At 51.5% G+C, this 26,555-nt stretch carries 24 protein-coding genes; 9 read left to right on the forward strand and 15 right to left on the reverse strand.

Annotated features, from left to right (window positions below; genetic code table 11):
• Positions 1-25: 25 nt before the first annotated feature.
• The 4 genes from E6C74_RS08565 to E6C74_RS08580 form a co-directional block, all read right to left on the reverse strand.
• Entirely contained in the window at positions 26-1,231 is a 1,206-nt protein-coding gene (locus E6C74_RS08565) for a NupC/NupG family nucleoside CNT transporter (RefSeq protein WP_136484283.1), read from the reverse strand.
• A gap of 316 nt (positions 1,232-1,547) precedes the next feature.
• The gene (locus tag E6C74_RS08570) at positions 1,548-2,486 is read right to left on the reverse strand and encodes a LysR family transcriptional regulator (RefSeq protein ID WP_136484284.1); all 939 of its coding nucleotides are present in this window, start codon (positions 2,484-2,486) and stop codon (positions 1,548-1,550) included.
• Positions 2,487-2,582: 96 nt separating this feature from the next.
• Entirely contained in the window at positions 2,583-3,554 is a 972-nt protein-coding gene (locus E6C74_RS08575; RefSeq protein ID WP_136484285.1) for a lytic murein transglycosylase, read from the reverse strand.
• 24 nt (positions 3,555-3,578) lie between these two features.
• Positions 3,579-3,857 (reverse strand): YcgL domain-containing protein, encoded by a 279-nt coding sequence (locus E6C74_RS08580; RefSeq protein ID WP_136484286.1) that lies wholly within the window; start codon positions 3,855-3,857, stop codon positions 3,579-3,581.
• A 191-nt stretch (positions 3,858-4,048) separates the two neighbouring features.
• Here E6C74_RS08580 and minC point away from each other — a divergent pair, with 191 nt between their 5' ends.
• Genes minC through minE form a run of 3 tightly spaced genes read left to right on the forward strand, consistent with a single transcriptional unit; the run spans position 4,049 to position 5,829 of the window.
• Positions 4,049-4,711, forward strand: a complete 663-nt coding sequence (minC, locus tag E6C74_RS08585; protein WP_136484287.1) for a septum site-determining protein MinC — start codon at positions 4,049-4,051, stop codon at positions 4,709-4,711.
• A 35-nt stretch (positions 4,712-4,746) separates the two neighbouring features.
• The gene (minD, locus tag E6C74_RS08590) at positions 4,747-5,559 is read left to right on the forward strand and encodes a septum site-determining protein MinD (protein ID WP_136484288.1); all 813 of its coding nucleotides are present in this window, start codon (positions 4,747-4,749) and stop codon (positions 5,557-5,559) included.
• Between the two features lie 6 nt (positions 5,560-5,565).
• Positions 5,566-5,829, forward strand: a complete 264-nt coding sequence (gene minE / locus E6C74_RS08595) for a cell division topological specificity factor MinE (RefSeq protein ID WP_136484289.1) — start codon at positions 5,566-5,568, stop codon at positions 5,827-5,829.
• A 49-nt stretch (positions 5,830-5,878) separates the two neighbouring features.
• On the opposite strand, the gene E6C74_RS08600 is transcribed toward minE, so the two are convergent.
• The 8 genes from E6C74_RS08600 to E6C74_RS08635 form a co-directional block, all read right to left on the reverse strand.
• The gene (locus E6C74_RS08600; protein WP_136484290.1) at positions 5,879-7,726 is read right to left on the reverse strand and encodes a M3 family metallopeptidase; all 1,848 of its coding nucleotides are present in this window, start codon (positions 7,724-7,726) and stop codon (positions 5,879-5,881) included.
• Positions 7,727-7,931: 205 nt separating this feature from the next.
• Positions 7,932-9,047, reverse strand: a complete 1,116-nt coding sequence (rnd, locus tag E6C74_RS08605) for a ribonuclease D (RefSeq protein ID WP_136484291.1) — start codon at positions 9,045-9,047, stop codon at positions 7,932-7,934.
• Positions 9,048-9,152: 105 nt separating this feature from the next.
• Complete coding sequence (fadD, locus tag E6C74_RS08610; RefSeq protein ID WP_136484292.1) at positions 9,153-10,850, reverse strand: long-chain-fatty-acid--CoA ligase FadD; 1,698 nt, start codon at positions 10,848-10,850, stop codon at positions 9,153-9,155.
• Between the two features lie 107 nt (positions 10,851-10,957).
• On the reverse strand, positions 10,958-11,815 hold the full coding sequence (locus tag E6C74_RS08615; RefSeq protein WP_136484293.1) for an alpha/beta hydrolase: 858 nt from the start codon (positions 11,813-11,815) through the stop codon (positions 10,958-10,960).
• 43 nt (positions 11,816-11,858) lie between these two features.
• Positions 11,859-12,419: a Slp family lipoprotein gene (locus E6C74_RS08620; protein ID WP_136484294.1), complete on the reverse strand. Its 561-nt coding sequence runs from the start codon at positions 12,417-12,419 to the stop codon at positions 11,859-11,861.
• Positions 12,420-12,457: 38 nt separating this feature from the next.
• The gene (locus tag E6C74_RS08625) at positions 12,458-12,757 is read right to left on the reverse strand and encodes a chromosome partitioning protein ParA (protein WP_136484295.1); all 300 of its coding nucleotides are present in this window, start codon (positions 12,755-12,757) and stop codon (positions 12,458-12,460) included.
• Between the two features lie 70 nt (positions 12,758-12,827).
• Complete coding sequence (gene tsaB, locus E6C74_RS08630) at positions 12,828-13,529, reverse strand: tRNA (adenosine(37)-N6)-threonylcarbamoyltransferase complex dimerization subunit type 1 TsaB (RefSeq protein ID WP_136484296.1); 702 nt, start codon at positions 13,527-13,529, stop codon at positions 12,828-12,830.
• A 77-nt stretch (positions 13,530-13,606) separates the two neighbouring features.
• Entirely contained in the window at positions 13,607-15,529 is a 1,923-nt protein-coding gene (locus E6C74_RS08635) for an ATP-dependent DNA helicase (RefSeq protein ID WP_136484297.1), read from the reverse strand.
• Positions 15,530-15,863: 334 nt separating this feature from the next.
• Between E6C74_RS08635 and purU the strand changes: the two genes are divergently transcribed.
• On the forward strand, positions 15,864-16,697 hold the full coding sequence (gene purU / locus E6C74_RS08640) for a formyltetrahydrofolate deformylase (RefSeq protein WP_136484298.1): 834 nt from the start codon (positions 15,864-15,866) through the stop codon (positions 16,695-16,697).
• Positions 16,698-16,772: 75 nt separating this feature from the next.
• Here purU and E6C74_RS08645 read toward each other — a convergent pair whose 3' ends face one another.
• A complete protein-coding gene (locus E6C74_RS08645; protein ID WP_136484401.1) occupies positions 16,773-18,776 on the reverse strand; it encodes an NADPH-dependent 2,4-dienoyl-CoA reductase in 2,004 nt (667 codons plus the stop codon).
• A 383-nt stretch (positions 18,777-19,159) separates the two neighbouring features.
• Here E6C74_RS08645 and sppA point away from each other — a divergent pair, with 383 nt between their 5' ends.
• Positions 19,160-21,010, forward strand: a complete 1,851-nt coding sequence (sppA, locus tag E6C74_RS08650; protein WP_136484299.1) for a signal peptide peptidase SppA — start codon at positions 19,160-19,162, stop codon at positions 21,008-21,010.
• Between the two features lie 152 nt (positions 21,011-21,162).
• Positions 21,163-22,176: an asparaginase gene (gene ansA, locus E6C74_RS08655; RefSeq protein WP_136484300.1), complete on the forward strand. Its 1,014-nt coding sequence runs from the start codon at positions 21,163-21,165 to the stop codon at positions 22,174-22,176.
• 52 nt (positions 22,177-22,228) lie between these two features.
• On the opposite strand, the gene E6C74_RS08660 is transcribed toward ansA, so the two are convergent.
• Complete coding sequence (locus tag E6C74_RS08660; protein WP_136484301.1) at positions 22,229-22,513, reverse strand: DUF1315 family protein; 285 nt, start codon at positions 22,511-22,513, stop codon at positions 22,229-22,231.
• Positions 22,514-22,630: 117 nt separating this feature from the next.
• Between E6C74_RS08660 and E6C74_RS08665 the strand changes: the two genes are divergently transcribed.
• Positions 22,631-23,452, forward strand: a complete 822-nt coding sequence (locus E6C74_RS08665; protein ID WP_168796989.1) for a DUF2989 domain-containing protein — start codon at positions 22,631-22,633, stop codon at positions 23,450-23,452.
• Positions 23,453-23,512: 60 nt separating this feature from the next.
• Here the strand turns inward: E6C74_RS08665 and msrB are convergent, their stop codons facing one another.
• Positions 23,513-23,920, reverse strand: a complete 408-nt coding sequence (msrB, locus tag E6C74_RS08670) for a peptide-methionine (R)-S-oxide reductase MsrB (protein WP_136484303.1) — start codon at positions 23,918-23,920, stop codon at positions 23,513-23,515.
• A gap of 337 nt (positions 23,921-24,257) precedes the next feature.
• On the opposite strand from msrB, the gene gap reads away from it, so the two are divergent.
• Both gap and E6C74_RS08680 read left to right on the forward strand, forming a co-directional pair.
• Positions 24,258-25,253, forward strand: coding sequence for a type I glyceraldehyde-3-phosphate dehydrogenase (gene gap, locus E6C74_RS08675; protein ID WP_136484304.1), 996 nt, complete (start codon positions 24,258-24,260; stop codon positions 25,251-25,253).
• 295 nt (positions 25,254-25,548) lie between these two features.
• Positions 25,549-26,433 carry a D-hexose-6-phosphate mutarotase gene (locus E6C74_RS08680; RefSeq protein WP_136484305.1) on the forward strand — a complete coding sequence of 295 codons (885 nt, stop codon included), beginning with the start codon at positions 25,549-25,551 and terminating at the stop codon, positions 26,431-26,433.
• Positions 26,434-26,555 lie beyond the last annotated feature (122 nt).

Genomic DNA, 26,555 nt, shown 5'->3' on the forward strand with positions numbered 1-26,555 from the left:
TATCCGGATAAAGGTCAGAGGCGGCTTACAGTGACAAAATCACACCGGCAATTGCCGCACTCATCAGGTTCGCCAGTACACCGGCTGCAATCGCGCGAAAGCCGTATTGCGCGATAAAAGGACGACGCTCAGGAATCAGGCTACCCAGGCCACCAATCAGGATCGCCATACTGGAGATGTTGGCAAAACCACACAGGGCAAAGGTCACGATGGCTTGAGAATGCGCACTGAGCTGGCTCTTGACATCCATCAACTGGATAAAGGCCACAAACTCGTTCACCACGATCTTGTTACCGATCAGCGAGCCCGCCACCATGGCTTCACTCCATGGCACACCAATTAACCAAGCCAGAGGTGCAAACAGGTAGCCCAGCAGCAGTTCAAAGCTCAGTTGCATGCCGAACAGATCGCCTACCCAGCCTAGCAGACCATTCAGCATCGCAATCACACTGACAAACGCCAGCAGAGTCGCACCAACCGCAACCGCAATGCGCAGACCAGACATGGCACCATCTGCGACCGCTTCCACCACGTTGGTCGCTTGCGGCATTTCAGGTTTAAGATCTTGTGCCTGAGCCAGCAACGGCTCCTGCTCTGGAACCAGCAGTTTCGCCATCAGAAGACCGGCTGGCGCTGACATAAACGCCGCCGCAATCAGGTAGCCAAGATCCACACCCAAAGATGCGTAGCCGACCAGAGTTCCCCCCGCAACAGAAGCCAGACCACAGGTCATCACCGCAAAGAACTGTGAATCGCTCATCTGTTTCAGATAGGGTTTCACCACCAGCGGCGCCTCCACCATACCCACAAAAATGTTCGCGGTTGCCGACAAAGATTCCGCACGGCCAGTGCCCAGCAGTTTCTGAATACCGCCACCGATCAAGTTGATGATGCGCGGCATCAGACCAATGTGGTACAAGCCAGAAATCAGCGCCGAGAAGAAGATAATGATACCCAGCACGTTGATGGCAAAAACAAAACCGACACTGCCGGTCGCAATGCCACCAAACATAAAGCTGATACCTTCCTGACCATAGTTGATCAGGTTCGATACGCTCTGGGTAACCGTATTCAGCACCTCTTTACCTGCCGGTACGTAAAGCACTAACAGCGCGAACACAACCTGCAGCGCAAAGGCCAGGCCAACGGTACGCAGCCGAATATTTTTTCTGTCAGTAGAAAGTAACCACGCAATCACCAGAATTGCGCCAACACCAATAAGAGAAGACATACGCCATCCAATCACAAAAGGGAAACAGGAAAGGCGCCGGATTCTATAGCAGGAAAACGTGTGCGCAACCGATGTTTGTTAATCAGGTGTAGGGATGCAACAAGCTGACGACGTGTTAGAAATAAACCATTGATCTGCAATAACTTAAACGTTTGCCTTGGCTTTTATTTTCTATATGGAAAAAATGTTTTGAGCCTGAGAAATAATGTTTTGAGACTGGGAGCCGTGTTTTGAGGCTGGAAATCGTGTTTCACTCACGACAGGCCGCCGTTTGCTAACCAAGCCGAGCCGCCGGAACGCTGCGCGATCAATGCGATCAGAGCCGGACATAAGGCGCAAGACGGGCGTCCCAGTAGCAGGGCTCCCCGATCCGCTGCTTGAGGAAATCGATCACCACTGAGGTTTTCTTGGGCAGATGTTTACGACTTGGGTAAACCGCATAAAATGGCATATTCTGACAGGCCTGCCAGTCCGGCAGCAACTGAATCAGTTGACCATTACGAAACTCGTCACGAATCAGATAGGTTGCCAGGTAAGCAATGCCCCAACCGGCGACCGCCGCTTCGCGTACCGCTTCGGCCAAATCCACCGAGTAGTTACCCGCCACCTTGATATTGAGCTGCTGCGCCCCCTGACGAAAAGCCCAGCTGGTGTAATCGCGTTCCCAGCTCCGGTAAATCAGGCAATTGTGATCCTGTAAATCATAAGGCGTCTGCGGGCTGTCGTGATGCAACAAGTATTCCGGCGACGCCGCCACCACAAACTGGCAATCGGCCAGACGGCGGGCAACATACCCCTCCGGTAAATGCTCATTACTGGTAATCCACAAATCCAGCCCTTCATTGAGCATATCTATCTTGCCATCAAACAGATGTACTTCGACCTTCAGGCTCGGATACAACTCTCTCAGCTCCTGCAGGGCTGGCAGTACATGTAAACTGCCAAATGACTGGGACAAGCCAAGGCGCAGCAGGCCGGACACTTCCTCACGCTGACTGTCGAGCTCACTCTGGGCATCACTGACCAGTGCCACCAGTTGCTCGCTGTGACGATACAACGCCTGCCCGGCTTCGGTGACTGTAAAACTGCGCGTGGTGCGCTGCACCAGCTTCATCCCCACCGAGGCTTCAAGCTGGGCCAGTTGCTTACTGACATGTGACACCGATACACCCAGGCTGTGGGCTGCCGCAGTAAAGCTCTGATGTTTAATCAGCGTAGCAAACATCACCATCTGACTGGCCCGTTCAGCAAACACTATGGCACCTCAGGCAGCGGAATAGCCGCAAAAAATGGCAAAGACATAACAACCTTTTTAAATAAATAAGGGCTCTGATGAGCCCTTAACATGACACTAAAATTTAATCCGGTCGGCGAGATGGCTGACCGCGAGCGCAAAGTAGTACGAGCGGTTCCATTTCATCAACACGTTGTAGTTATTATAAACCAGATAAATACGGCCGCTTTCGTCGTCCGGCATGATCAGCCAGGCTTTGATGTCGTTATCCAGTTTTGGCAGAGGCTTGCCATCATAACGGGTCACGCCCAGTTTGCTCCATTCCTGCAGCAACTTACCTTTGTCAGCTTCACGCCCTTGCAGGTCATGCTCAAAACCGTGCGGGATCTTGACCTGGCGGCCCCAGGTAAATTTGTCATCCCAGCCTGAACTGCTTAGATAGTTGGCGGTTGACGCAAACACATCGGCTTTGGTGCCCCAGATGTCTTTCTTACCATCTCCGTCGCCGTCAGCGGCAAAAGAGAGGAAGGAGCTTGGCATAAACTGACATTGCCCCATCGCACCCGCCCAGGAACCTTTCATTTTATCTGCGCTGATATGACCCTGTTCGAGGATTTGCAGGGCCGCCATCGCCTCTTTGCGGAAAAACGCCTCACGGCGTCCTTCGTAAGCCATGGTCGACAAAGCATCAATCACACTGTAGTTGCCCATATGACGGCCGAAATTACTTTCGACGCCCCACAAAGCAACGATAAAGCGCGGCTGCACACCATATTGTTTGCCGATACGCTGTAGCTCGTCGTAGTGCTCGTCGTACAATTCCTGCGCTTGTTTGACTTTCCAGTCCGGTACCGCGCGCGGAATGTATTCATCCAGAGTGAGTTTTTTTTCTGGCTGATTGCGATCAGCCACCACAGCGCGTGGCTTGTACTCGACGCCGTCAAACGCCTCAGTCAGTATCTGTTCTGAAATACCTTCCTGACGCGCCTGCTGTTTAAGACCTTCGACATATTGTTCAAAGCTGACCTCATTGGCCAGAACGGGTGTTGCAAGGGTGAATCCCAGAATAACTGACAGTAATTTTTTCAAGATGCCCTCCCCGAGTCATCCCGCTCAGTGTTTGGTTTGAGCTTTTCGTTGTTTGTGTTGTTCTAACAGGTTCTCTGGTGGTGGCGGCAATTGCAAGAAGAAGCCTTGTTCGTCAAGCGAGGCTTTGACCTTCTCCACATCAACCAGCGCTAACTGGCGCTTTTCCAGATTCACCAGCATAACAAAGACAGGTTTACCAAACATCTGCATTAAAGTGTCAGGAACCTGTGAAAAGTCATCGCGTTTCGGAATGTAAAGGTAAGTACCTTCTTTCTTAGAACTTTTATAGATAGAACAAAGCATGAGGAGCCTTTTATTAACCTAATGGCGGTTTTTGTTTATAAATGGTCAACTTTTACCAAAATTGTGCCCAAATCACTCATTTGACCGCAAGACTGCTTGCTGCGTCAATGCGCTGAATATAACATGAGTCACCTAGTCTCAGGCAACGCTCTTTGTCATGCAGCCACGAGTTTATTGAGGTCAACGTTACAATGTCGAATACCCATGACCTGAAAGGTAGCAGTTTTACTTTATCGGTTTTACACCTTTCTGATAATCACATCGCCAGTGCGGTCGATTTTCTGAAACAGAAGGTGTCACAGGCGCCTGCATTTTTTGCTAATGCACCTGTGGTGCTCAATATTGCCAAAGTCGAACAGGATCTCGACTTTCCGGCCCTGAAACAGGGCATGAGTGAAGCCGGCCTGATCCCGGTTGGTGTGACCGGGTGTAAAGACAAGCGTTGCCAGTTACAGGCATCAGAGGCCGGGTTTGCAGTGATGACCACCAGCAATAACCCGAATAAAGCGCCGGCAAAAATGGCACCGACAAAAATAGTCCGTACGCCGATCCGATCCGGTCAGCAGGTCTATGCTAAAGATGGTGACCTGGTGATCCTTAATCACGTCAGTCCGGGTGCGGAAGTCATTGCCGACGGGTCTATTCATATTCATGGCACACTGCGTGGCCGGGCAATAGCCGGGGCCAGTGGCCAGAAAGAAGCTAAAATTATCTGTCATGATTTACAAGCTGAGCTGGTATCTATCGCGGGTAATTACTGGCTGAGCGATAAAATTGAAAGTGAGTTCTGGCAGAAAAAAGTGATGCTCAGCATGACTGATGACTCACTGCATTTTGAAGTACTCACCATTTAAAAAAATTCGTAAAAAATTCGGAAGGAAAAACTCAAATGGCACGCATCATTGTCGTTACGTCAGGAAAAGGTGGGGTTGGTAAGACCACCTCCAGCGCAGCTATCGCGTCAGGTTTAGCGCTGCAAGGTAAAAAGACCGCGGTAATCGATTTTGATATCGGTCTGCGTAATCTGGATTTGATCATGGGTTGTGAGCGCCGCGTAGTCTACGACTTTGTTAATGTGATCAACGGAGAAGCCACGCTGAACCAGGCGCTGATTAAAGATAAGCGCAACGAGAATCTGTTCATCTTGCCGGCTTCACAAACCCGCGACAAGGATGCACTGAGTAAAGAAGGCGTACAGCGCATTCTTAACGAACTGAAAGAGATGGATTTTGACTTCATCGTATGTGACTCACCGGCCGGTATTGAGCAAGGCGCTTTGATGGCATTGTATTACGCCGATGAAGCGATTGTGACCACGAACCCGGAAGTCTCATCGGTGCGCGACTCTGACCGTATCCTGGGTATTCTGGACTCTAAATCACTGCGTGCTGAACAAGGCCTTGAGCCAGTGAAACAGCACCTGCTGCTGACCCGCTACAGCCCGCTACGTGTCACTCAGGGTGAAATGCTGTCGGTGCAGGATGTGGAAGAAATTCTGCATGTGCCTCTGGTTGGTGTCATTCCGGAGAGCCAGGCGGTACTGAATGCGTCTAACAAAGGTATTCCGGTCATTTTTGACGATCAGTCGGATGCGGGCCAGGCTTATCAGGACACAGTGTCACGTCTTCTGGGTGAGCAAGTGGAATTCCGTTTCCTGACCGAGCCGAAGAAAGGCATCTTTAAACGACTTTTTGGGGGCTAAACCGTTATGTCATTACTTGAGTTTTTTCGACCACAGAAGAAAACCTCAGCCAACCTTGCCAAAGAGCGTCTGCAGATCATCGTGGCCGAGCGCCGCAGCCAGAATGATCCGGCTCCGAACTACCTGCCGCAGTTGAAAGAAGACATTCTGCAGGTGATTGCCAAATACGTAGCGATTGACCCAAACATGGTCGAGCTGTCGTTTGAACACAAGGGCGACGATCTGGCAGTGCTGGAACTGAACGTTAAGCTACCGGATGACGAGAAGTAAGTGACAAAGAGCCGACCTCAGGTCGGCTCTTGTTTTTCTGCTATCCGGCTCAGCAGTGATAATGCTTGGCAATATACTGCTCAAACTGCTGGCATAACTCTTCATCAGACTGCTCATTCGACGCAATCTCTTGTGCGCCGTTGACCACCTTAATGGTTGCATTGAGCGATGCGACCGGTGCCCGCTCACGTGTCGCCAGCGCGGTTATCTTATCCTGCTGAACCTGCCAGGCCTGCTCAGAAGATAAGTTACACACATCCGCCAGGTACTTGGCATTAAAGCCCTCTCCGGTCAGGCTCTTGATTGTGTCATTGTGCGACTGACTGTTTCCGCAATGCCAGTAGTTTTCGGCCAGTAGCGGACCAATACGCGGGTTATCGGTCAGATAACCCAATGTGTCGAGGAAATAGGCCCGGGTCTGGTAAACCGCCATGTGCGCCAGCAGATAACCGTGATAGGCACAAGCCGATTCATCGGACAGCAGATGCGGAATCGCCAGCAGCGGTCGCGGACTGCACCCTAAACCGACAATACGCTGCTCCGTTTCACGCGCCAGTGCGGTAATGCGTTGCGGCGTTAGCTCTGCATCGCTGAGCTCATAGAGCGCACGTTCAAAGTACGGCACCAGCAGAATACTGCGCTCCTCATAAGCTTTAAATGGCTGGCGGCTGAAGACCATGCTTTTAATCACTTCATCCGGCACCGCCTCACCTTTAGCGTTAAGAGCGTAGGTTTTCAGCCAGTCAGCATCGGTCAGCAGACTGTCGCAGAACATTGACTGGGTTTCAGCATAGGCCATGGAGGTGGGCGCAAACTCCTGAGAAAAACACGGAGCGTTCATTTTCACGTTGGCAAAGTGCGCCGCGTGACCACCTTCATGGAACAGAGTGTTAATACCGTCGTAGCCGCTGCCGACCTGATCCGGCTTAGCGTTACTGGTGAAATTGACTTTTGCCGCCACCCAGTGGCCCTGGTCATAAAACGACGGAATCGGCCCGTGGCAAAAACCGTTCGGATATTTGCCTTTGCGATCGAGCAGATCCAGAGTCAGCTCAGCACCGGAATAATCAATATTCAAACGACCAAACGATTCTACCCAGCGCCGTAGGGAACGGGAAAACGGCACGTAAGGGTCCAGTTCACGCATCACATCGCCAGCAAAAGAGAAGATGAAGTTATGCCCGCTCAGCGACTGCTCACCTTTCTCATCGGCCAGGTTATTCAGGCTGCGCAAATGGCTGTCACGGGTACGCAGCTCAAAGTCATCCAGGATGGTAAACAGCTGCTCAGTGGTCATTTTTTCTTTTTTCGCCACCGAGTAATCAAAAAAGGTGGCGTAACCCAGGCTGCGGGCAAATTCATTGCGCAGCTTCACCAGTTCAATAAAACCATTCTCCAGCAGCCACTGCTCCAGACCGAGCAGCGCCTGATGAGCACTTTCACGTACCGCTTCGTTAGCATGGGTACGAATAGTGGACGACAACGTCACAATCGAGGCTTCAACCTGCTCGCCCTGTTCATTACGGTAATAGAGCGGATGCTGCTGCTTTTTCTCAAACAGGTCAGACTCAAACTGAATCAGCCTGGATTTAAACTGCTGAGCCGATTGGGACTCCAGCGCATGAGATTCAAACATCGCCAGCCAGCCCTTGAGGCCGGTCAGAGTCTGCTGTTTCAGTTCAGGGTCGGCAATATTGTGGGCCGCATCAATCTGTGCCCGGATGGTGGTTATCTGCTCACCAGCACTGAGAAACTGGGTCCAGGCGGTTTGTGCCTGAGTCGATCCATCATGATCATCACTGATCCCCATATAGGTACCCCAGAAAAAGTCTTCTTTGACCCGATGAAGTTGCAGAAAACGCTGATTGAGATCGTTGAGATATTGAGTCGCTGTCATTGGATTCCTTTTCAACCTTAACCGCCGTGCTCCAGTCAATACGCCAGCACCGCGCGATAAAGAATAATCAACCGAATCCATATCATAGCACAGCGAGGTCAGTGCTTTGCGATCCGGCAGGCAGAACCGGATACCGTTCGATACGCCAGAAAAGCAAAACCGGCCTCAAGGCCGGTTTGTCACGATATGCGTTCAGAAACTGGCCTTACACCAACGCCAGTAACTTGTTACCGAGCAGCGGCTGACGCCAGCTCTGCATCAGATCAGGCAATTTGGCCGGATCTTTATCTTCAAACCACACCCAGTTCAAAAGCTGGTTGATCTGTTTTTTAGACGCCAGGAACTCAGCCGCCAGACCTGAGGTTTGTGAAACATTTTTCACTTCATCTTTCAGCTTTTTGAACAGCTGCTTATAGCCCGGATAATCCATCAGCGGCACGATTTTAGCCGGGTACTGATCCGGTGGCGTTTGCTGCGCGGCTTTCACCAGGGTAATGATTTTGCTGCTGTGACGACGAATCACATGCGGGTCAATCCCCTCTTCTTCCATCCGTTTCGGACTGCGCAGCGCCAGACGGGCGATGGTCAGCAAATCGTTTTCACGAATCACAAAGTTGAGCGCCAGGTCGCGTTTAACCGCTTCATTATAACGCCAGGTCGCCAGAGGCTTAAGGACCGCCAGTTCACGCGGTTTAAGTTGCCAGGCTCCCTTGATATCCAGGTAGGCACACTCTGGATCGCTGACCCGGACACGCTTGTCTGACAACAGTTCAGATTCCTGCTGCGCCGCTTCCCACCAGCCGGCTTTCGTCACTCGTTCCAGCAGTTGTTCATACATCGGCAGCAGATAGAACACATCCGCTGCTGCGTATTCCAGCTGCTTTTGCGACAGCGGGCGGGCCAGCCAGTCGGTACGCGATTCGCTTTTATCCAGTTCCACGCCTAACAGATCCTGGGCCAGTGCCGCAAAACCGGTCGACAGACCATAGCCCAGAAACGCGGCCATGATTTGGGTGTCAACCATAGGAAATGGCACACAACCGAAGCTGTTTTTAAACACTTCAATGTCTTCACCACAAGCATGCAGTACTTTGAGTACCGAGGTATCCTGCAACAACTCCACAAACGGAGACATCTCGTCCAACGCCTGCGGGTCAATCAACGACAGGTTCTCGCCATCGAACAACTGAATCAGGCCCAGCTGCGGGTAAAAAGTACGGGTGCGGACAAATTCAGTGTCCAGCATCACCACGTCTGCGTCGCGTGCCAGGCTGCAGACACGTTGAAGATCATTGAGTTGATTGATTATCTGATAATTCACAAATGGCTCGCTTTAAGGCTCCCTGCTGAAATCGCCCTGACTCCATGGGAATAAAAATGCCGACAATTAAAGCCGGCATTGTAACATTAAATGGTGATATGTGCGTTACGCGCTTTTTCTCTGCTCCGCGTGCTGCGCTTCGTTTTCTTCACGCAAAACCCGGCGCAGGATTTTACCGACGTTACTTTTCGGCAGTTCATCGCGAAACTCGACCAGTTTCGGAACTTTATAGCCGGTCAGATGCTGGCGACAGTGAGCGATTACTTCATCTTTGGTCAGGCTGGCATCGCTTTTCACCACGTAAACCTTGACCACTTCACCGGACACTTCGTGCGATTGCCCGATCGCCGCCACTTCCAGCACCTTGCTGTTAAGCGCCACCACATCTTCAATCTCATTCGGATAGACGTTAAAACCGGAGACCAAAATCATGTCCTTCTTGCGGTCAACAATGTAAATCATGCCCAGCTCGTCAAAGCGCACGATATCGCCGGTCGACAGCCAGCCGTCCTGATCGATCACCTCTTTGGTCGCTTCCGGACGCTGCCAGTAACCCTGCATCACCTGCGGACCACGCACCTGAAGCTCACCGGTCTGATCAAACGGCAGCACATTGCCCTCTTCATCGACGATACGCGCTTCGGTCGAAGGCACCGGCAGACCAATCGCACCGGAGTAGTCCACCAGATCATACGGGTTACCAGTCACCAGAGGCGAACACTCGGTCAGGCCATAACCTTCCAGCAAATGGATACCGGTGATCTTTTTCCACTTCTCCGCCACCGCGCGCTGCACCGCCATACCACCGCCGACCGACAATGTCATATTGCTGAAATCGAGCTCGCGGAAATCTTCATTGTTGACCAGCGCATTGAACAGGGTATTCACCCCGGTAATTGCGGTAAACGGATGCTTTTGCAGCTCTTTAATAAAGCCGGGAATATCGCGCGGGTTAGTGATCAGTAAATTCTGCGCGCCCATTTCAATAAACAGCAGGCAGTTCACCGTCAGGGCAAACACGTGATAAAGCGGCAGTGCCGTCACCACCAGCTCACGCCCTTCCCGCAGTACCGGCCCATAGGCACCTTTGGCCTGCAGCACGTTAGCGACCATGTTGCGGTGAGTCAGAATGGCCCCTTTAGCCACCCCCGTGGTGCCGCCGGTGTATTGCAGAAAGGCAATGTCTTCGCCGGACATGAAGGGTTTGACGTATTGCAGACGACGCCCTTTGTGCAGCGCTTTGCGCATCGAGATTGCACCGGGCAGATTGTACTTCGGCACCATGCCTTTGATGTACTTGACCACAAAATCAACCACCGTGCCTTTGGCACGCGGCAGCATCTGACCCAGGCTGGTCAGCACTACATGCTTGACGGCGGTATTGGCGACAATCTGCTCTAGCGTATTGGCAAAGTTGGAAACAATCACGATCGCACGCACATCAGCATCGTTGAGCTGATGCTCCAGCTCGCGAGGGGTATACAGCGGGTTAACGTTCACGGCAATCATACCCGCTCGCAGGATGCCGAACAGCGCAACCGGATACTGCAACAGGTTAGGCATCATTAGTGCGACGCGGTCGCCCTTTTTCAGCTTGAGTTCGTTCTGCAGGTAAGCCGCAAACGCCCGGCTTCGCTCCTCCAGTTTACGGTAGGTCATCACTGACCCCATGTTAATGAACGCAGGCTGATCAGCATACTGGCGGGCAGATTGCTCGAACATTTCGACCAATGACAGATATTGGTCCGGATTTATGCTTTCCGGTACATCACTTGGATAACGTGAGAGCCAAGGTTTATCCACGGTAAAACTCCTCGTCATAGGCTGGCATTATTATCGTTTATCATTATTAGAATGATGCTATTACAGCACAGCCGGCGAGCTTGAGCACGAAAGTCTCAAACACTTGTTTAAATTTTGTTAACTAAGCCTAAAATTAGTTCTGCGACGAGGCCGGGTTGCTCAAGATGGCAATGGTGACCACCAGAAATAGTAAACATCTCCAAGCGATCATCGGGGTAAATGCGGCGATCCTCTTTTAAATGAGGGTAACCTCGCTTACCCAGAATAACACGCTGTACACAGCGTATCTGCGCCATTATCGCCTCAGCGTGCTCAGGGGACATGCGATATAATGACTCACCTTTCAGTGCGCTGTCGTGGCGCCAGCGCCATTGTCCGTCCACTTGGGCAATGCCTCGTTCCACTACCGGCGTGATTAAGGGCGCGGCAATCTGATTGGCTTCGGCCCGTCGCTCGACTGCCTGATCAAAGCTGCGATAGCCGCGCTCCGGTTTACGCCGTAGACGCTGGCGGCTGAGCACGCCGCGCCGTAAACGCTCAACACTGAGTTCAGGCGCTTCGGACAAAGGGGCCAGCCCTTCAATCTGAACTAATCCTACCACTTGGTCAGGAAAGGCGGCACTATAGCAACTTGCGATCAATGCACCAAGTGAATGACCGACTAATATCCGTCTGTTTGGCGAAAAATGCGCCAAAAATTGGTATATATCGTCAATATAGTGATGAAATGGATAAAAGTGGTTATCCGCTTTATGGCTGGATAAACCATGACCGGGCAGATCCACGGCACACAGATGCGCGGTTGGCCAGACCTGCTGCAGCTCTGCCATTACTGAGATAAAACTGGCGGCATTGTCCATCCAGCCATGTAAAAAAACGACCGAGAACTCGGCCGTTTGCAGATCACCGGTTTCCAGCGCAGCAAGCTGACCACCGGCTATCGGATAAGAGGTTGAACGCAGCATTATTTCACTTCTTGAATCGCTCTATTTGATTCCCTGCATCGCTTTATTTGACTTCCTGAATGACACGCCCGTCACGAGGAAAATCATCAAAATGACGACAATAGAAATTGCGGCACGGATAATGGTAAGGCCCGATATCGTCAATCACTACCCGCTCAGTCACTTTCCACAGATAATAGCCACTGGCTTTCATCACCGGCAGCATCTGCTCGAATTCACCGACTTTGCCCATTTCCGGCGATGTAGTGGTGCCGACCAGGGTAATCAGACGTCCCTGACCGTAGGTGATCGGATCAAGAAAGCCGTTCACATACGCGACGAATCGCCCCTGCGGCTCGCTGGTCAGACTCGGACGCCCCACATCATCAATCGGCAGATTAACGATTTCAATCCGGGTTTTATCAGCCAGGTTCGTGACACTGGCAATCACACCACCGAGACGAACTTCGGCCTGACTGGCCGGATCAATCTCACTCCAGCGCGAGTAATCACTGATCACATTGTCGCTGTTTGCCGTGAGCTGGGAAGGTAAAGTGGCGCAGGCTGACAACAGCAGAGCTGCCGCCAGTGCGGTAATAACAGACTGAATCTGGAAACGTTTCATAATGAGCCCCTATTCGATCAGACAGGCATATCTCGCCATCAGATATAGATATCGACTCCGAGTAACTGTGCCAGTTCCTCTTTTCTGGAGTGATTCATTATATCCATATACTCTTCGAGCGCCTTTCTCGATCGCCCTTCCGGCAAATCATACTGTACCTGAGCACGCTGGAAATCAGACGCATCCATATGGCGGATAGAGTGAGACACCGCCGTGGCAACCTTGCTGGTCTGGGCGACCTCGGACGCGGCATGGTCAGCCTGCGGCTTCTTCTTCGCTTTGGAAGTCCGGTGGCCGCCCGGTATCCTTGCGGGAGGCAGACCGTTAATTGAAACCATACTGTGCGCTCCAGTTAAATGACGTTCACCTTCATTGTGGCCCAGGGGGCTGCATTATGCATTCTGTCCGTTATTCACGACCCGGCAGTTTTTTCCATGCCACAGTATCACGCAGATAGACCGGGCTGGAGTCCTCCACTGCGACGGTGTGACCTTGCTCAAACGCCTGCTTGGCCAGAATCACCATATCCTGCGCCTGCGGATAAAGCACTTCACTGCTCTGAATCGTCAGCGGTAGCGTCGCCAGCTCCTGCGGATAAGCATCCCAACCGGTCCCCACCGTGGCCCAGGTCTGTGCATCGGCGGCGATATTGTCAGCCAGAGCCTGAGGTGGAATCACACACTCTTCATCCACCGTCTGCCAGCTGCCGTCGGCCTGACGCACATAGCGTCCCCAGTACACTTCACTCATACGTGCATCAATCGCACACGCAACATGGGTTGCCCCCTGAGTCCGGTAAGCTCCCTGAGCCATTGCCGCCAGAGTCGACACGCCGATCATCGGCAGGTCGGCACCAAAAGCCAGTCCCTGCGCAATACCGATACCAATCCTAACCCCGGTGAAACTGCCAGGGCCACGACCAAACGCCAGCGCGTCTAACTCTTGCAGTGTTAAACCCGCTTCTTTCAGCACCTCATCGACCATCGGCAGAATCTTTTTGGTGTGATCACGGGGAGCCACTTCACTGCGAGAATACAGTTTATCGCCCACCAGGAGTGCGACCGAACATGCTTCGGTTGCGGTATCGATGGCAAGAATTTTTGCGCTCATGAATATCTCTAAATTATTGCTGTAGTTAATAAATCCAAACAAAGTCGCCCGGGCAGGATACCCTTACTTTCACTGGCCTACTTTGCCTGATGTATATGTTGCAGAAAGTCCTTCACCACTTCCAAGTCCCGGGTTCGCGGGATGGGCGGTAAACTACTGAGGAAGATACCGCCATAATCTCTGGTGACCAAACGGTTATCACAGATGATCAGCGCTCCCTGGTCTTTCTTATCGCGAATCAGTCGTCCGACGCCCTGTTTCAGGGTGATGACCGCCTCGGGTAACTGAACCTGTGCAAACGGATCGCCGCCACGCAGACGACAATCTTCAATTCGTGCTTTAAGCAGCGGATCGTCCGGTGCCGTAAAAGGAAGTTTATCGATGATAACACAGCTTAAGGTATCGCCTCTAACATCGATCCCTTCCCAGAAGGCTCCGGTCGCCACCAGCAAAGCATTCCCCAGCTCCATAAATTCCGCCAGGGTCTTTTGCTTACTGGTTTCGCCCTGCATCAACACTGGCAGAGAGAGCTGTTCGCGAAATCGCTCACCCAGTTCACGCATCATACTGTGTGACGTGCAGAGGAAAAAGCAGCGCCCCTGGTTTTTCTCAATCACAGGTGCCAGCATAGAGACCAGTTTATTCGCAAGGCCGGGACTGTTCGGCTCAGGCAGATAGCGCGGCACGCACAATTTGGCCTGCTGCGCATAATCAAACGGGCTGGGCAGAGAAAACTGCGCCGCCGGCTCTAATCCGAGCCGATGGGTAAAGTGGCCAAAATCGTCGTTCACTGCCAATGTTGCCGAGGTGAATATCCACGCGCCCTGCTTCATTTCCATCTGTTCGTGAAACTTATCTGCCACGGTCAGCGGGGTAATATGCAGGCTAAACTGACGCGGTGTGGTGTCGTACCAGTAGGAATAACCGGTAATCGAGACATCACATACCCGCTCAATGCGCCCTTTGATCAGGTTAGCCCGTTCAAAAGCGGTATCGAGCAGTTGACTGCGGCCCAGGGCCAGTTTGAGCACGTCGATGGCAAAATCCAGACTCTCCCGCACCCGCTCTACTTCGCGGGCAATGGACGGCGACTGAATCGCCTCGCGCCAGTTGCCGCGAAAACCGGTATCACCCAGCGCGATGCGCAAATCCATCGCTGATTGCACCAGCTTATCGCCGACTTTTTGTAGCTGGCGCATATCTTTCGCTTCGGTGCGATAACCAATCTCGATGTCTTTGGCCAGCTCCTGAATCTGACGGCTGGATACCGACTGACCAAAATATTGGCTGGCGATATCAGGCAGCTGATGTGCTTCATCAAAGATAAACACGTCCGCTTCCGGGATAAGCTCCCCAAAGCCGGTTTCTTTTATCGCCAGGTCTGCCAGAAACAAGTGATGGTTCACCACCACCACATCGGCATCCAGAGCTTTGCGGCGGGCTTTGGAGACAAAGCAGTCCTGATAGCTGGCACACTCTTTACCCAGGCAGTTATCGTTGGTAGAGGTGATGGTCGGAATGATCATGCTGTCTTCCGGCAGCTCATCACAGTCACCCAGGTCACCGGTTTTGGTCTCCGACGCCCAACTACGCACTTTGACTAACTGGGTCAGCAATGTCGGGTCCGTCTGATTGGTGTGACTTTCCACCATCTGGCGACTAAGCCGGTCGAGACAAAGATAGTTCGCCCGACCTTTCAGCAAAGCAACACTGCCGTGAAAACCGAGCGCACCGACCATTAAAGGCAGATCGCGGTGAAATAACTGCTCCTGCAGGTTTTTAGATCCGGTGCTAATGATCACCTTCTTGCCACTCAGCAGAGCTGGCACCAGATAGGCGAAGGTCTTACCGGTTCCCGTCCCCGCCTCAACCACCAGCTGCGAGTCGTCTGCAATGGCTTTAGCCACTGCTTCAGCCATATCGATTTGCGCCTGACGAGCCTGAAAGCCGGGAATGGCTTTACCCAGAGCGCCCTGCTGAGAAAAGGTTTTTGCAATCATCCTGCGAGCTGTCGAAAGAGAGAATGCGGCGATTATGGCAGTTTTCCCCCCCGGGTGCGAATCCGATTCTATCGGCGTGATCTTAGCGGGTTACATCACCGAACCAGAAATAATGTGACCAAGCGCCCAGATAGTGGTTGAAACCATACGGAGAATCGATTAATTATAAAGACTGCTTGGGCAGCCTTACCGTTCCGGCTTGCCTACCCTGTAATACCTCTGACCTCATTGAAGTCGTGCTCGGACCACCAGCCGGTGAACCGACTGCCGCAGACCACTTCACCTCAGAAAGGTGTACATAACCAAAAAAGAAAATGCACGGAAGTTGTCATTAATGGAAAAGAAAACGCTGCTTACGCATTGTACCGATGCGCCGGGTCTGATCTCGAAGATCACCAATATTTGTTACAAACATCAACTCAACATCATCCACAACAGCGAATACGTGGATAACACCAGCGGCCACTTTTTCATGCGCACCGAGCTTGAGGGCTACTTTAACGATGAAACCCTGCTCGCCGACCTGGACAACGCACTGCCACAAGGTGCCAAACGCAAACTGATCAGCTCAACCCGCAAACGTGTGGTGATTCTGGTCACCAAAGAGTCGCACTGTCTGGGCGACATTCTGATGAAAAATTTCGATGGCAGCCTCAATGTCGATATCGCTGCAGTTATCGGTAACTATGATGTGCTGCAGGGACTGACGGAGAAGTTTGATATCCCGTATCACTGCGTGTCACATGAAGGCCTCAATCGTCAGGAACACGAGCAGAAGATGCTGGAAGTGATCAACCAGTACGATCTGGACTTCGTGGTGCTGGCCAAATACATGCGTGTGCTGACTCCTGCTTTTGTTGAGCAGTACCACCACAAGATCATCAACATTCACCACAGCTTCCTGCCAGCCTTTATCGGCGCACGCCCCTATCAACAGGCTTACGAGCGCGGTGTGAAGATCATTGGTGCCACAGCGCACTTTGTCACCAACGATCTCGATGAAGGTCCAATCATCAAGCAGGATGTGATTCCAATCGACCACACCTTCAGCGCAAAAGACATGGCGCAGGCAGGACGTGACGTTGAGAAGAGCGTGCTGAGTAAAGCGCTGAGCAAAGTGGTTAACGACCACGTCTTTGTGTACGGCAACAAAACCGTTATTCTATAACGCCAGTGACCGAATCCGAACCAACAGAGGGCGCCAAAAGGCGCCCTCATCAGTAATGGATACAGACAACGCCTGTCAAAGCGTCAGCGCTAGCGTGACTCCCTGACGGATGGCGCGTACAGCATCCAGCTCACCGGCCACATCCGCTCCACCGATAACATGCAGCTTATCTCCCAGCTGTTGCCACTTGTCCTCAAACGGACGTACCGACTCCTGACCGGCACAAATTACCACTTTGTCCACTTCCAGCAGCTGTGGATTACCATTTAACGAAATATGCAGTCCCTGGTTATCGATACTTTCATAACTGACTCCGCCCATCAGATGCACGCCGCGTTTTTCCAGAGTGCGTTTATGGATCCAGCCTGTAGTTTTACCCGGCCCTTTGCCAACCCGGCCTTTGCGCCGCTGCAGCAGCCACACTTGTTTATCACTCAGCATCTCCGGATACGGGTACAACCCGCCCGGATAGGCAATGTCGGTATCAATGCCCCATTCGTGCAGCCAATCGTCGAGTTTATAAGCCGCAGGCTCAGTAATCATGGTTGCTACATCCACCCCAATACCACCAGCGCCGACAATGGCGACCTTGTCTCCGACCGGAGTTTTGTCACGGATTAGGGTCTGGTAATCCACTACCTTATCCGGATTATCAATACCTTCAATCGTCACTTTACGCGGCGTAACCCCGGACGCCATCACGACCTCATCGTATTCATCCAACATCGAATAAGTCACTTCGGTATCGAGGTGCAAACGCACGCCGGTCTGTTCAATCCGGTTAGCAAAATAGCGAATGGTCTCCCGGAACTCTTCTTTACCCGGGATCTGCATGGCGAGGCGAAACTGACCTCCTATCCGGTCATTGCGCTCAAACAAATCCACCTGATGGCCACGTTCCGCCAGCATGGTCGCGCTGGCAAGCCCGGCTGGCCCTGCGCCGATCACGGCGATGTTTTTCTTCACAGCCGCCGGAGTGACCGTCAGCTCGGTCTCATAGCAGGCCTGCGGATTGACCATGCAACTGGCGCGCTTAGCCTGGAAAACATTATCCAGACACGCCTGATTACACCCGATACAGGTGTTAATCAGATTAGCCTGACCTTGCTCTGCTTTCGCGACAAAATAGGGATCGGCCAAGAATGGACGAGCCATCGAGACCATATCGGCCTGCCCGCTGGCAAGAATCTGCTCGGCCTGACCCGGGGTATTAATGCGGTTACAGGTAATCACCGGCACCTTAAGATGCGGTTTGATTTTTTCGGTCACCCAACTGAAGGCAGCACGTGGCACCTGAGTTGCAATGGTAGGAATGCGCGCTTCATGCCAGCCGATACCGGTATTAATCAGGGTGACACCAGCCTCCTCAAGCGCTTTGGCCAGTTGAACGACTTCTTCAAAGGTGCTGCCTTCTTCTACCAAATCAAGCATCGAGAGGCGGAAAATAATAATAAACTCTTCACCGACTGTCGCACGAATGGCCCGTACAACTTCAAGCGGGAAGCGAATTCGGTTCTCATAACTGCCGCCCCAGGCGTCATAACGCACGTTGGTACGCTTACAAATAAACTGGTTGAGCAGATACCCTTCCGATCCCATCACCTCGACCCCGTCATAACCCGCTTGCCGGGCCAGCAGCGCACTGTTGGCAAAGTCATCGATGGTGGACCAGATCTGGCGCTCGCTCATTTCTCCCGGCGCAAAACGGGCAATCGGCGCTTTGATAGCGGAGGCGCTGAGAGAAAATGGATGCATCGCATAACGGCCAGCATGCAAAAGCTGCAGGGCAATTTTTCCGCCGTGATGGTGCACCGCTTCGGTCACCACCTGATGCGCTTTTGCATGTTTGCCACTACTGAACTGAGCACTGAAAGGGTGCAGACGACCACGCAAGTTCGGAGAGAATCCGCCGGTCACAATCAGTCCGACGCCACCTTTGGCGCGTTCGGCGTAAAAAGCAGCGAGCTTTTGCAGACCTTCCTTGTGCTCTTCAAGGCCAGTGTGCATTGAGCCCATCAGGACCCGGTTGCGCAACTGAGTAAATCCAAGATCTAAAGGCTGAAGCAGATTTGGGTACATGGCAGCGTCACTTTTATCGTTATCTTTAATGGTCTGACCAGAATATGCAGTCATTTACCAAAAATCAAACAGGCGTTTACATTTCTGTAACCACGATCAATCTTGCGGTTGTTTGAGTATAATGAATAACGTAGGATGACGAGGATACCCAAGTGACTGGTCTTAAAGGCGAACCAAGCCGTCTCTCCTTTGCTGAGATCAATTCTGTGCGAGACTGCCCCTCCGGCGGGGCTGGACGTTACACTGTGCGCCATAATGCTGTGGATGCGCACTGTCGCTTAACCGCTTGTTCACTTTAAGCGGTAGTTCACTTGGTTGTCTTATCCCGGAATTACCCGCGTATCATCCTCAGCAAGCCATTTACTTGTTGCGTTGGAGACAAGATGAAACAAACATTTCGATTTATAGGCCTGATTTTCAAAGGTATTTGGAAATTAATCACCTTTGTCAGACTGGCTCTGACCAATCTGCTTTTTCTCCTCAGCCTGGCAGTTATCTATTTCATTTACATTCATGCTGATTCACCAGCGCCGACCGTCAGACAAGCCTCGGCTTTGGTTCTGAACCTGTCCGGCCCCGTCGTTGAGCAGAGTACTTACATCAATCCACTCGACTCGTTTGCCGGTTCTGTGCTGGGTGATGATCTGCCGAAAGAGAACGTCTTGTTTGACATCGTCGATACCCTGCGTCAGGCCAAAGATGACAGTCACATCAGCGGGCTGGTACTGGCGCTGCGCGACCTGCCGGAAACCAATCTGACCAAGTTGCGTTATATCGCCAAAGCGATCAACGAATTCAAAGCATCCGGTAAGCCGGTGTACGCGGTTGGCGATATGTACAACCAGAGCCAGTACTACCTGGCGAGCTATGCCGACAAAGTGTTCCTGGCTCCCGACGGCGCCGTGATGCTGCGTGGCTACAGCGCCTACAACATGTACTACAAGACTCTGCTGGAAAATCTCGACGTTAACACTCACGTTTTCCGTGTCGGCACCTATAAATCCGCTATCGAGCCTTTTATTCGTGACGACATGTCCGATGCCGCGCGAGAATCGGCGTCACGCTGGCTAAGCCAGTTGTGGGGAGCCTATGTGGACGATGTGGCGACCAATCGCCAGATTGATGCGAAGACCCTGACCCCGAGCATGGATGAATTTCTGGCGCTGCTAAAACAGTCCTCCGGTAATCTGGCCGATCTGTCACTAAAAGCCGGCCTGGTCGACGAACTGGCCACGCGCCAGCAAGTGCGCACACAACTGGTCGATGCCTTCGGCAGTGACGGTGAAGACAGCTACAATGCGGTCAGCTACTACGAGTACCGTTCATCAGTCAAACCTAAATTTGACATGAATGCGGACGATATCGCAGTGGTCGTGGCCAGCGGCACCATTATGGATGGTGATCAGCCACGCGGCACAGTCGGCGGCGATACTCTGGCCTCACTACTGCGAGAAGCGCGTATCGATGACAAAGTGAAAGCCGTCGTGCTGCGTGTCGACAGCCCGGGCGGCAGTGCATTTGCTTCGGAAGTGATTCGTAACGAAATCGATGCCATTAAAGCAGCCGGCAAGCCTGTGGTCATTTCAATGTCGAGCCTGGCCGCTTCCGGCGGTTACTGGATCTCTATGGGCGGTGACCAGATTGTGGCTCAGCCAACCACGCTCACCGGTTCGATTGGTATTTTCAGTGTCATCACGACCTTTGAGAAAGGGCTCAACAAGCTTGGCATCTACACGGATGGTGTGGGCACCTCGCCGTTCTCCGGCGTCGGCATCACGACGGGTCTCAATGACGGCATTAAACAAGCACTGCAAATGGGCATTGAAAACGGCTACCAACGCTTTATTTCTCTGGTGGCAGAGAACCGTGACATGTCAGTGGATGCTGTTGATAAAGTTGCTCAGGGCCGGGTTTGGACTGCTCAGGACGCACAAAAATATGGCCTGGTCGATAAACTGGGTGATTTTGATGACGCAGTAAAACTGGCAGCGCAACTGGCTCATCTCGACAACTACAACCTGTATTGGGTCGAAGAACCGCTCAGCCCGGCGCAGCAGTTTGTGCAGGACCTGTTTGCTCAGGTGCGGACCAGCCTGGGAATGGATTTCGCCACTATGTTACCAGAAGCGCTGCAACCGGCAGCGAAGCAGCTAACTGCCGATGCCAGTCTGATGAGCAGTTTCAATGACCCGAAAGGTTATTACGCGTTCTGCCTACCCTGCCAGGTACAGTAGTAACAATTGACGAAAAATAACATCAGATACCGTACGTAACACTGATCTTACCACTCGTTAAACTGGGGGTGCTTTGTTAGAAGCGCCCCTTTTTATTGGCTAAGATTTCGCTATAATCCGCGCTCTGTTCCCTACAATAAGTGGTTTCCCCCATGACAAGAAAACATATCTATATCGCTTACACCGGCGGTACAATCGGTATGAAGAAATCCGACCATGGCTACGTTCCTGTTGCTGGTTTTATGGAAAAGCAGCTGGCTGCCATGCCGGAATTCCATCGTCCGGAAATGCCGGAATTCACCGTACATGAATACGATCCGCTGATCGACTCGTCAGATATGACCCCGCAGGACTGGCAGAAAATTGCCGATGACATCCGTGAAAACTACGAAAAATATGATGGCTTCGTGATCCTGCATGGTACGGACACCATGGCCTATACCGCCTCGGCACTGTCATTTATGCTGGAAAATCTGGGTAAACCTGTCATCGTCACAGGCTCACAAATCCCGCTGGCAGAACTACGCTCAGACGGTCAGGCCAACCTGCTCAATGCACTGCACATCGCGGCCAACTACCCGATCAACGAAGTGACCCTGTTTTTCAACAACCAGTTGATGCGCGGTAACCGCAGTACCAAATCCCATGCTGACGGTTTCAACGCCTTCACATCACCGAACCTGCCGCCTCTGCTGGAAGCCGGTATCAATATTCAGGTCAGCAACAACGTCAAACTGGACGTCAAACCTGAAGGTGCATTCCGCGTGCAGAACATTACGCCACAGCCAGTCGGTGTGATTACCATGTACCCGGGTATCTCCCATGAAGTGATTCGTAACACTCTGCTACAGCCGGTTAATGCGATGATCCTGCTGACCTTTGGTGTCGGTAACGCACCGCAGAACAAAGAACTGCTGGCTCAGCTACATGATGCGTCTGAACGCGGCGTGATCGTGGTGAACCTGACTCAGTGTCTGGCCGGTAAAGTCAATATGGGCGGCTACGCCACCGGTTGTGCTCTGGCCGATGCGGGAGTCATCAGCGGTTTTGATATGACGCCGGAAGCGGCGCTGGCGAAACTGCACTACCTGCTCAGCCAGAATCTTTCTTACGAGGAAGTGAAAAACCAGATGCAGCAGGTGCTGCGCGGTGAGATGAGCTTGTAATTCGAACGACGGTGTTCCAAGCCAGGCCCTAGATCCTAGGGCCTAAACCCTACTACTCTTGGTTGGGATTAACCCGAACGATATCTTCCTGCCCCTGTTGAAAACGCTTTTTCAACTCTGCCTTTGACTTAAACATCATCTCGCCACCGGCACTGATACTCATGTGATCCGCATCTTTATTGTGCTTAGATTGATACAACATCACAGCTTGCATACAGTAATCTCGCTGCTCCGGAGAAAGTAGTGTACCCTCAGGCCACTTACCCGTTTCCACGGCGAATACCAGGCGTTCATACGCTTCGGGAGTGATGGCATCGATTAATTGATTAGCATCCATGATGATTTCCTACTTACTACTGTGTGATAAATTACGTGCTTGGGTCACAGTAACGACCTGGCGTATTCAGTCAAGATTAGCTAAATAAATAAGTGTATCGGATCACAAGCCATAATTATGAACAACGTCAAAACTCTAGTTATCTTGTCTTTGCCCCTGATCCTGAGCGGTTGTTTTGAAAACCGCAACAACACCGACAAACTGTGTGCGGACAATCCGGGGCTGCGCTGTGAACTGCTTAATATCGATGACGGCCAGTGCCGTGTCCCGCGCACGGATCTGATTTGGCAGCGTTTTGAAGTACTGAAAAAACCCAGCGTCGACAATAAAATTCACGAGTACCAGCTGGTCAGTGAATACCGTAAATGCCTCGAACTGGCCGCGCAGATTCTGCCTATCGACCAAACCGAACTGAAACAAAAACGCTTTTCCGCCCTGATGCACAGTGGCGATGAACAACAACGTCTGGTGGATGAACTGCACCAGATGCGTACTCCGCAATCCCTCTATTTTCTCTGGAGCCAGATCGGCGATAATCAGGCGCGACGCGAGTTTTTGCAGATGGAAGGTCAGCCTGAACTGGATACCGCAGAAATGCAGTACGCTCTAGCCACCTTCTACACCAGCCGGGATCGCGAGAAAACTATCCAACTACTTAACCGCGCTCTGGAACTCAGCCAGGGACAAGCAGTGAATACCGAGATCTTTAAATCTTTGGCCAGCACCTATCAGGTACTGAACGACAAAGAGCACGCTTATGTGTGGGCCATGGTGGGTAAAGAGTATGGCGTCCCTCTGGCTTCGAAAGCAGAGCTGGACTTGTTGTATGGATTTGATGACGAGAAGTTTGAACGGCTGGAGAATGTCGCGGCTGAAGTTGTCAGTGCAATTAAAGCCGGCCAGTTCTCCAGCCATATGGTTCCTAATTCATTAAAATAAATTCCTAACTCATTGGAATAATGTAACCTTTTAACATCTCATTGCGCAGAATGGCGTCGGTTAGTTACTTTTGTTGAAAATTAACGACACTGAGTTAACACAGTAACGCTCCCCGGTCGTCTTCGGTCCATCGGGGAAAACATGCCCCAAATGGCTGTCACAGGCTGCACAACGAATCTCAGTTCTGCTCATTCCGTGACTATGATCATCTAAATATCGGATAGCACCGTCATGCGCAGGCGCATCAAAACTCGGCCAGCCACAGCCAGAATCGTATTTGTTCTCTGAGTGAAACAGTGCGGCTTCACAGCAGGTACAGTTATACAGACCGGTGTCCTTATTGTGCAGTAACTTACCGCTGAATGGCGGCTCGGTTCCCTGCATTCGACATACGTAATACTGCTCCTCGTTCAGGCGCTCACGCCAGTATTCATCAGGCTTCTCGACGGTTTCAACTGTTGGATTCACGTTATTTTTCTTCCTTATACACTACCTAGTTATGTGCTTTTTTTAGATAAAAACTTGCGCGTGGCGCGCTTTGTGGCACATACTTTCTCACCATAACATGGCGCGCTTTCTATTGGTAAGCGACCAACGATAATTTAGGGATTTTACATCAATTTGGTAGAGGACTCGCAGAGTCCAGTGTAAAAAATAGTCATTTGCAACCTAATGTTAAAAAAAGCGGTGCTTTTTTTTGACTTTAAACAAGTTAAGTCGGATTATCTGTTGCAGATGTTTACTGGATTTTGTAATTTTACTACCAGTTATCTTTAATCAGAAATTAAGTTGTGGAGCAACTATAATGACTATCAAAGTAGGTATTAACGGTTTTGGCCGTATTGGCCGTTTCGTTTTCCGTGCAGCACAAGAACGTAATGACATCGAAGTGGTAGGTATCAACGACCTGATCGACGTGGATTACATGGCATACATGCTGAAGTACGACTCAACTCACGGCCGTTTCAACGGTACTGTTGAAGTTGAAGGTGGTAACCTGATCGTAAACGGCAAAACTGTACGTGTAACTGCAGAACGCAACCCAGAAGACCTTAAGTGGGACGAAATCGGTGTTGACGTTGTTGCTGAAGCAACGGGTCTTTTCCTGACTGACGAGACTGCACGTAAGCACATCACTGCTGGTGCGAAGAAAGTGGTTCTGACTGGCCCTTCTAAAGACGCAACTCCAATGTTCGTTAACGGCGTAAACTTCGACACTTACGCGGGTCAAGACATCGTTTCTAACGCTTCTTGTACTACTAACTGTCTTGCACCTATCGCTAAAGTACTGAACGACAAGTTCGGTATCGAATCAGGTCTGATGACTACTGTTCACGCAACTACTGCAACTCAGAAAACTGTTGACGGTCCTTCTGCGAAAGACTGGCGCGGTGGTCGTGGTGCTTCTCAGAACATCATCCCATCTTCAACTGGCGCGGCTAAAGCAGTAGGCGTTGTACTTCCAGAAGTAAACGGCAAACTGACTGGTATGGCTTTCCGCGTACCAACTGCTAACGTTTCTGTAGTTGACCTGACTGTTAACCTGGTTAACGGTGCTTCTTACGAAGACATCTGTAAAGCGATGAAAGAAGCTTCTGAAGGCGAACTGAAAGGCGTTCTTGGTTACACTGAAGACCAAGTTGTTTCTCAAGACTTCATCGGCGAAACTTGCACTTCAGTATTCGATGCTAAAGCTGGTATCGCACTGACTGATAAATTCGTTAAAGTTGTATCTTGGTACGACAACGAAATCGGTTACTCAAACAAAGTTCTTGACCTGATCGCTCACATCTCTAAGTAATGTAAGCATTAGCGATAAGCTTGTCTTTGCAAGATAAGACGTGAAGAAAGGCGGCTCTCGAGTCGCCTTTTTTGTCTCTGATTTTTGCCGGGATAGCCGCATATTGCGTGATTGATGCGCTAATCTGTATCAGGCAAAACACTAATCTATATCAATCAAGACACTAAATTACATCAATTAGTACGCTGAGTTATACCAATTGATACACCAAGCGATGAGCCGTTGTGCACTGTGCGCAGCCAATGACCTTGCGAGCCTATGACCTTACAGTTCGCCAAATTCAGGAGCGTTACTTATGGATTTACACTCTCTGCCTGCCCTTACTGTCCTTTCCGATTGCGTGACCATTGTCGAACATGACCAGGTAAAAATGGTGCGTATCATCCACGATAAAGCCTCTGCCGCTGTTGCGCTGCACGGCGGTCACGTGGTCTCTTTCCAACCGGCAGGTCAGGCTGACCTGATTTGGATGAGTGACGCGGCTCTGTTTGACGGCAAGGCCGCATTACGGGGCGGGATCCCGGTGTGCTGGCCCTGGTTTGGCCGTCTGGCAACGCCGGCCCACGGATTTGCCCGAACCAGTGAATGGCAGCTGATCGAACATCGTGAAAATGAGCAGGGTGTCATCCTAGTCCTTGGTTTGCATGACAGCGAAACCACTCAGGCTATCTGGCCTTACCAATTCGATTTACGCCTTGAAGTCGAAGTCGCTGAGCAGCTTAAAGTCAGCCTGCAAGTCACCAACCAGGACGAAAAGGCCTGGACCTTCTCGGGCGCCCTGCACAGCTACCTGAATGTCGGCGATGTGCGTCAGGTGCAAACCACAGGTATGGGTAGTGAATATATCGACAGCCTGCAAGATGCCAAAGTATGTCAGGGCGGAAATACTCTGGTCCTGACCGATACCATTGACCGGGTTTATACCCAGCCGGCAGCGCAGATTGAAGTACAGGATCCGCTGTTGGGCCGCTCTTTAGTGGTGGAAAACAGTGGCCACAACTCTGCGGTTCTGTGGAATCCGTGGGCACAAGGCGCTGCTGCCATGGCCGATATGACGGATGATGGGTACCAGACCATGCTGTGTGTCGAATCCGCCCTGCACTCACCTTGCCTGTCCGCAGGCCACACTCTGCAGCCTGGCGAAAGCCATACGCTCACGACCGCGATTTCAGCCCGCTAAAGCGCTGCCGTTTCAGAGCACAGACTCTTACTCAGAGTCTGTTAACAAGAGCTAAGGGCAGTCTGCACTGTCCCTTTTTATTGCCCGCTTGTTCAGGTCATTAACGCTTAAATTAGCCCAAT

Source organism: Vibrio sp. H11, from assembly GCF_004804295.1.
GTDB classification, from domain to species: Bacteria; Pseudomonadota; Gammaproteobacteria; order Enterobacterales; family Vibrionaceae; genus Vibrio; species Vibrio ostreae.

Bases quoted from the DNA above. Each gene is read 5' to 3' on its own strand.
- E6C74_RS08565 (WP_136484283.1), bottom strand. From the start codon at position 1,231: ATGTCTTCTCTTATTGGTGTTGGCGCAATTCTGGTGATTGCGTGGTTA.
- E6C74_RS08580 (WP_136484286.1), bottom strand. From the start codon at position 3,857: ATGCTTTGTTCTATCTATAAAAGTTCTAAGAAAGAAGGTACTTACCTT.
- minC (WP_136484287.1), top strand. From the start codon at position 4,049: ATGTCGAATACCCATGACCTGAAAGGTAGCAGTTTTACTTTATCGGTT.
- minD (WP_136484288.1), top strand. From the start codon at position 4,747: ATGGCACGCATCATTGTCGTTACGTCAGGAAAAGGTGGGGTTGGTAAG.
- minE (WP_136484289.1), top strand. From the start codon at position 5,566: ATGTCATTACTTGAGTTTTTTCGACCACAGAAGAAAACCTCAGCCAAC.
- E6C74_RS08600 (WP_136484290.1), bottom strand. From the start codon at position 7,726: ATGACAGCGACTCAATATCTCAACGATCTCAATCAGCGTTTTCTGCAA.
- E6C74_RS08615 (WP_136484293.1), bottom strand. From the start codon at position 11,815: ATGCTGCGTTCAACCTCTTATCCGATAGCCGGTGGTCAGCTTGCTGCG.
- E6C74_RS08620 (WP_136484294.1), bottom strand. From the start codon at position 12,419: ATGAAACGTTTCCAGATTCAGTCTGTTATTACCGCACTGGCGGCAGCT.
- E6C74_RS08625 (WP_136484295.1), bottom strand. From the start codon at position 12,757: ATGGTTTCAATTAACGGTCTGCCTCCCGCAAGGATACCGGGCGGCCAC.
- tsaB (WP_136484296.1), bottom strand. From the start codon at position 13,529: ATGAGCGCAAAAATTCTTGCCATCGATACCGCAACCGAAGCATGTTCG.
- E6C74_RS08635 (WP_136484297.1), bottom strand. From the start codon at position 15,529: ATGATTGCAAAAACCTTTTCTCAGCAGGGCGCTCTGGGTAAAGCCATT.
- purU (WP_136484298.1), top strand. From the start codon at position 15,864: ATGGAAAAGAAAACGCTGCTTACGCATTGTACCGATGCGCCGGGTCTG.
- E6C74_RS08645 (WP_136484401.1), bottom strand. From the start codon at position 18,776: ATGTACCCAAATCTGCTTCAGCCTTTAGATCTTGGATTTACTCAGTTG.
- sppA (WP_136484299.1), top strand. From the start codon at position 19,160: ATGAAACAAACATTTCGATTTATAGGCCTGATTTTCAAAGGTATTTGG.
- ansA (WP_136484300.1), top strand. From the start codon at position 21,163: ATGACAAGAAAACATATCTATATCGCTTACACCGGCGGTACAATCGGT.
- E6C74_RS08660 (WP_136484301.1), bottom strand. From the start codon at position 22,513: ATGGATGCTAATCAATTAATCGATGCCATCACTCCCGAAGCGTATGAA.
- E6C74_RS08665 (WP_168796989.1), top strand. From the start codon at position 22,631: ATGAACAACGTCAAAACTCTAGTTATCTTGTCTTTGCCCCTGATCCTG.
- gap (WP_136484304.1), top strand. From the start codon at position 24,258: ATGACTATCAAAGTAGGTATTAACGGTTTTGGCCGTATTGGCCGTTTC.
- E6C74_RS08680 (WP_136484305.1), top strand. From the start codon at position 25,549: ATGGATTTACACTCTCTGCCTGCCCTTACTGTCCTTTCCGATTGCGTG.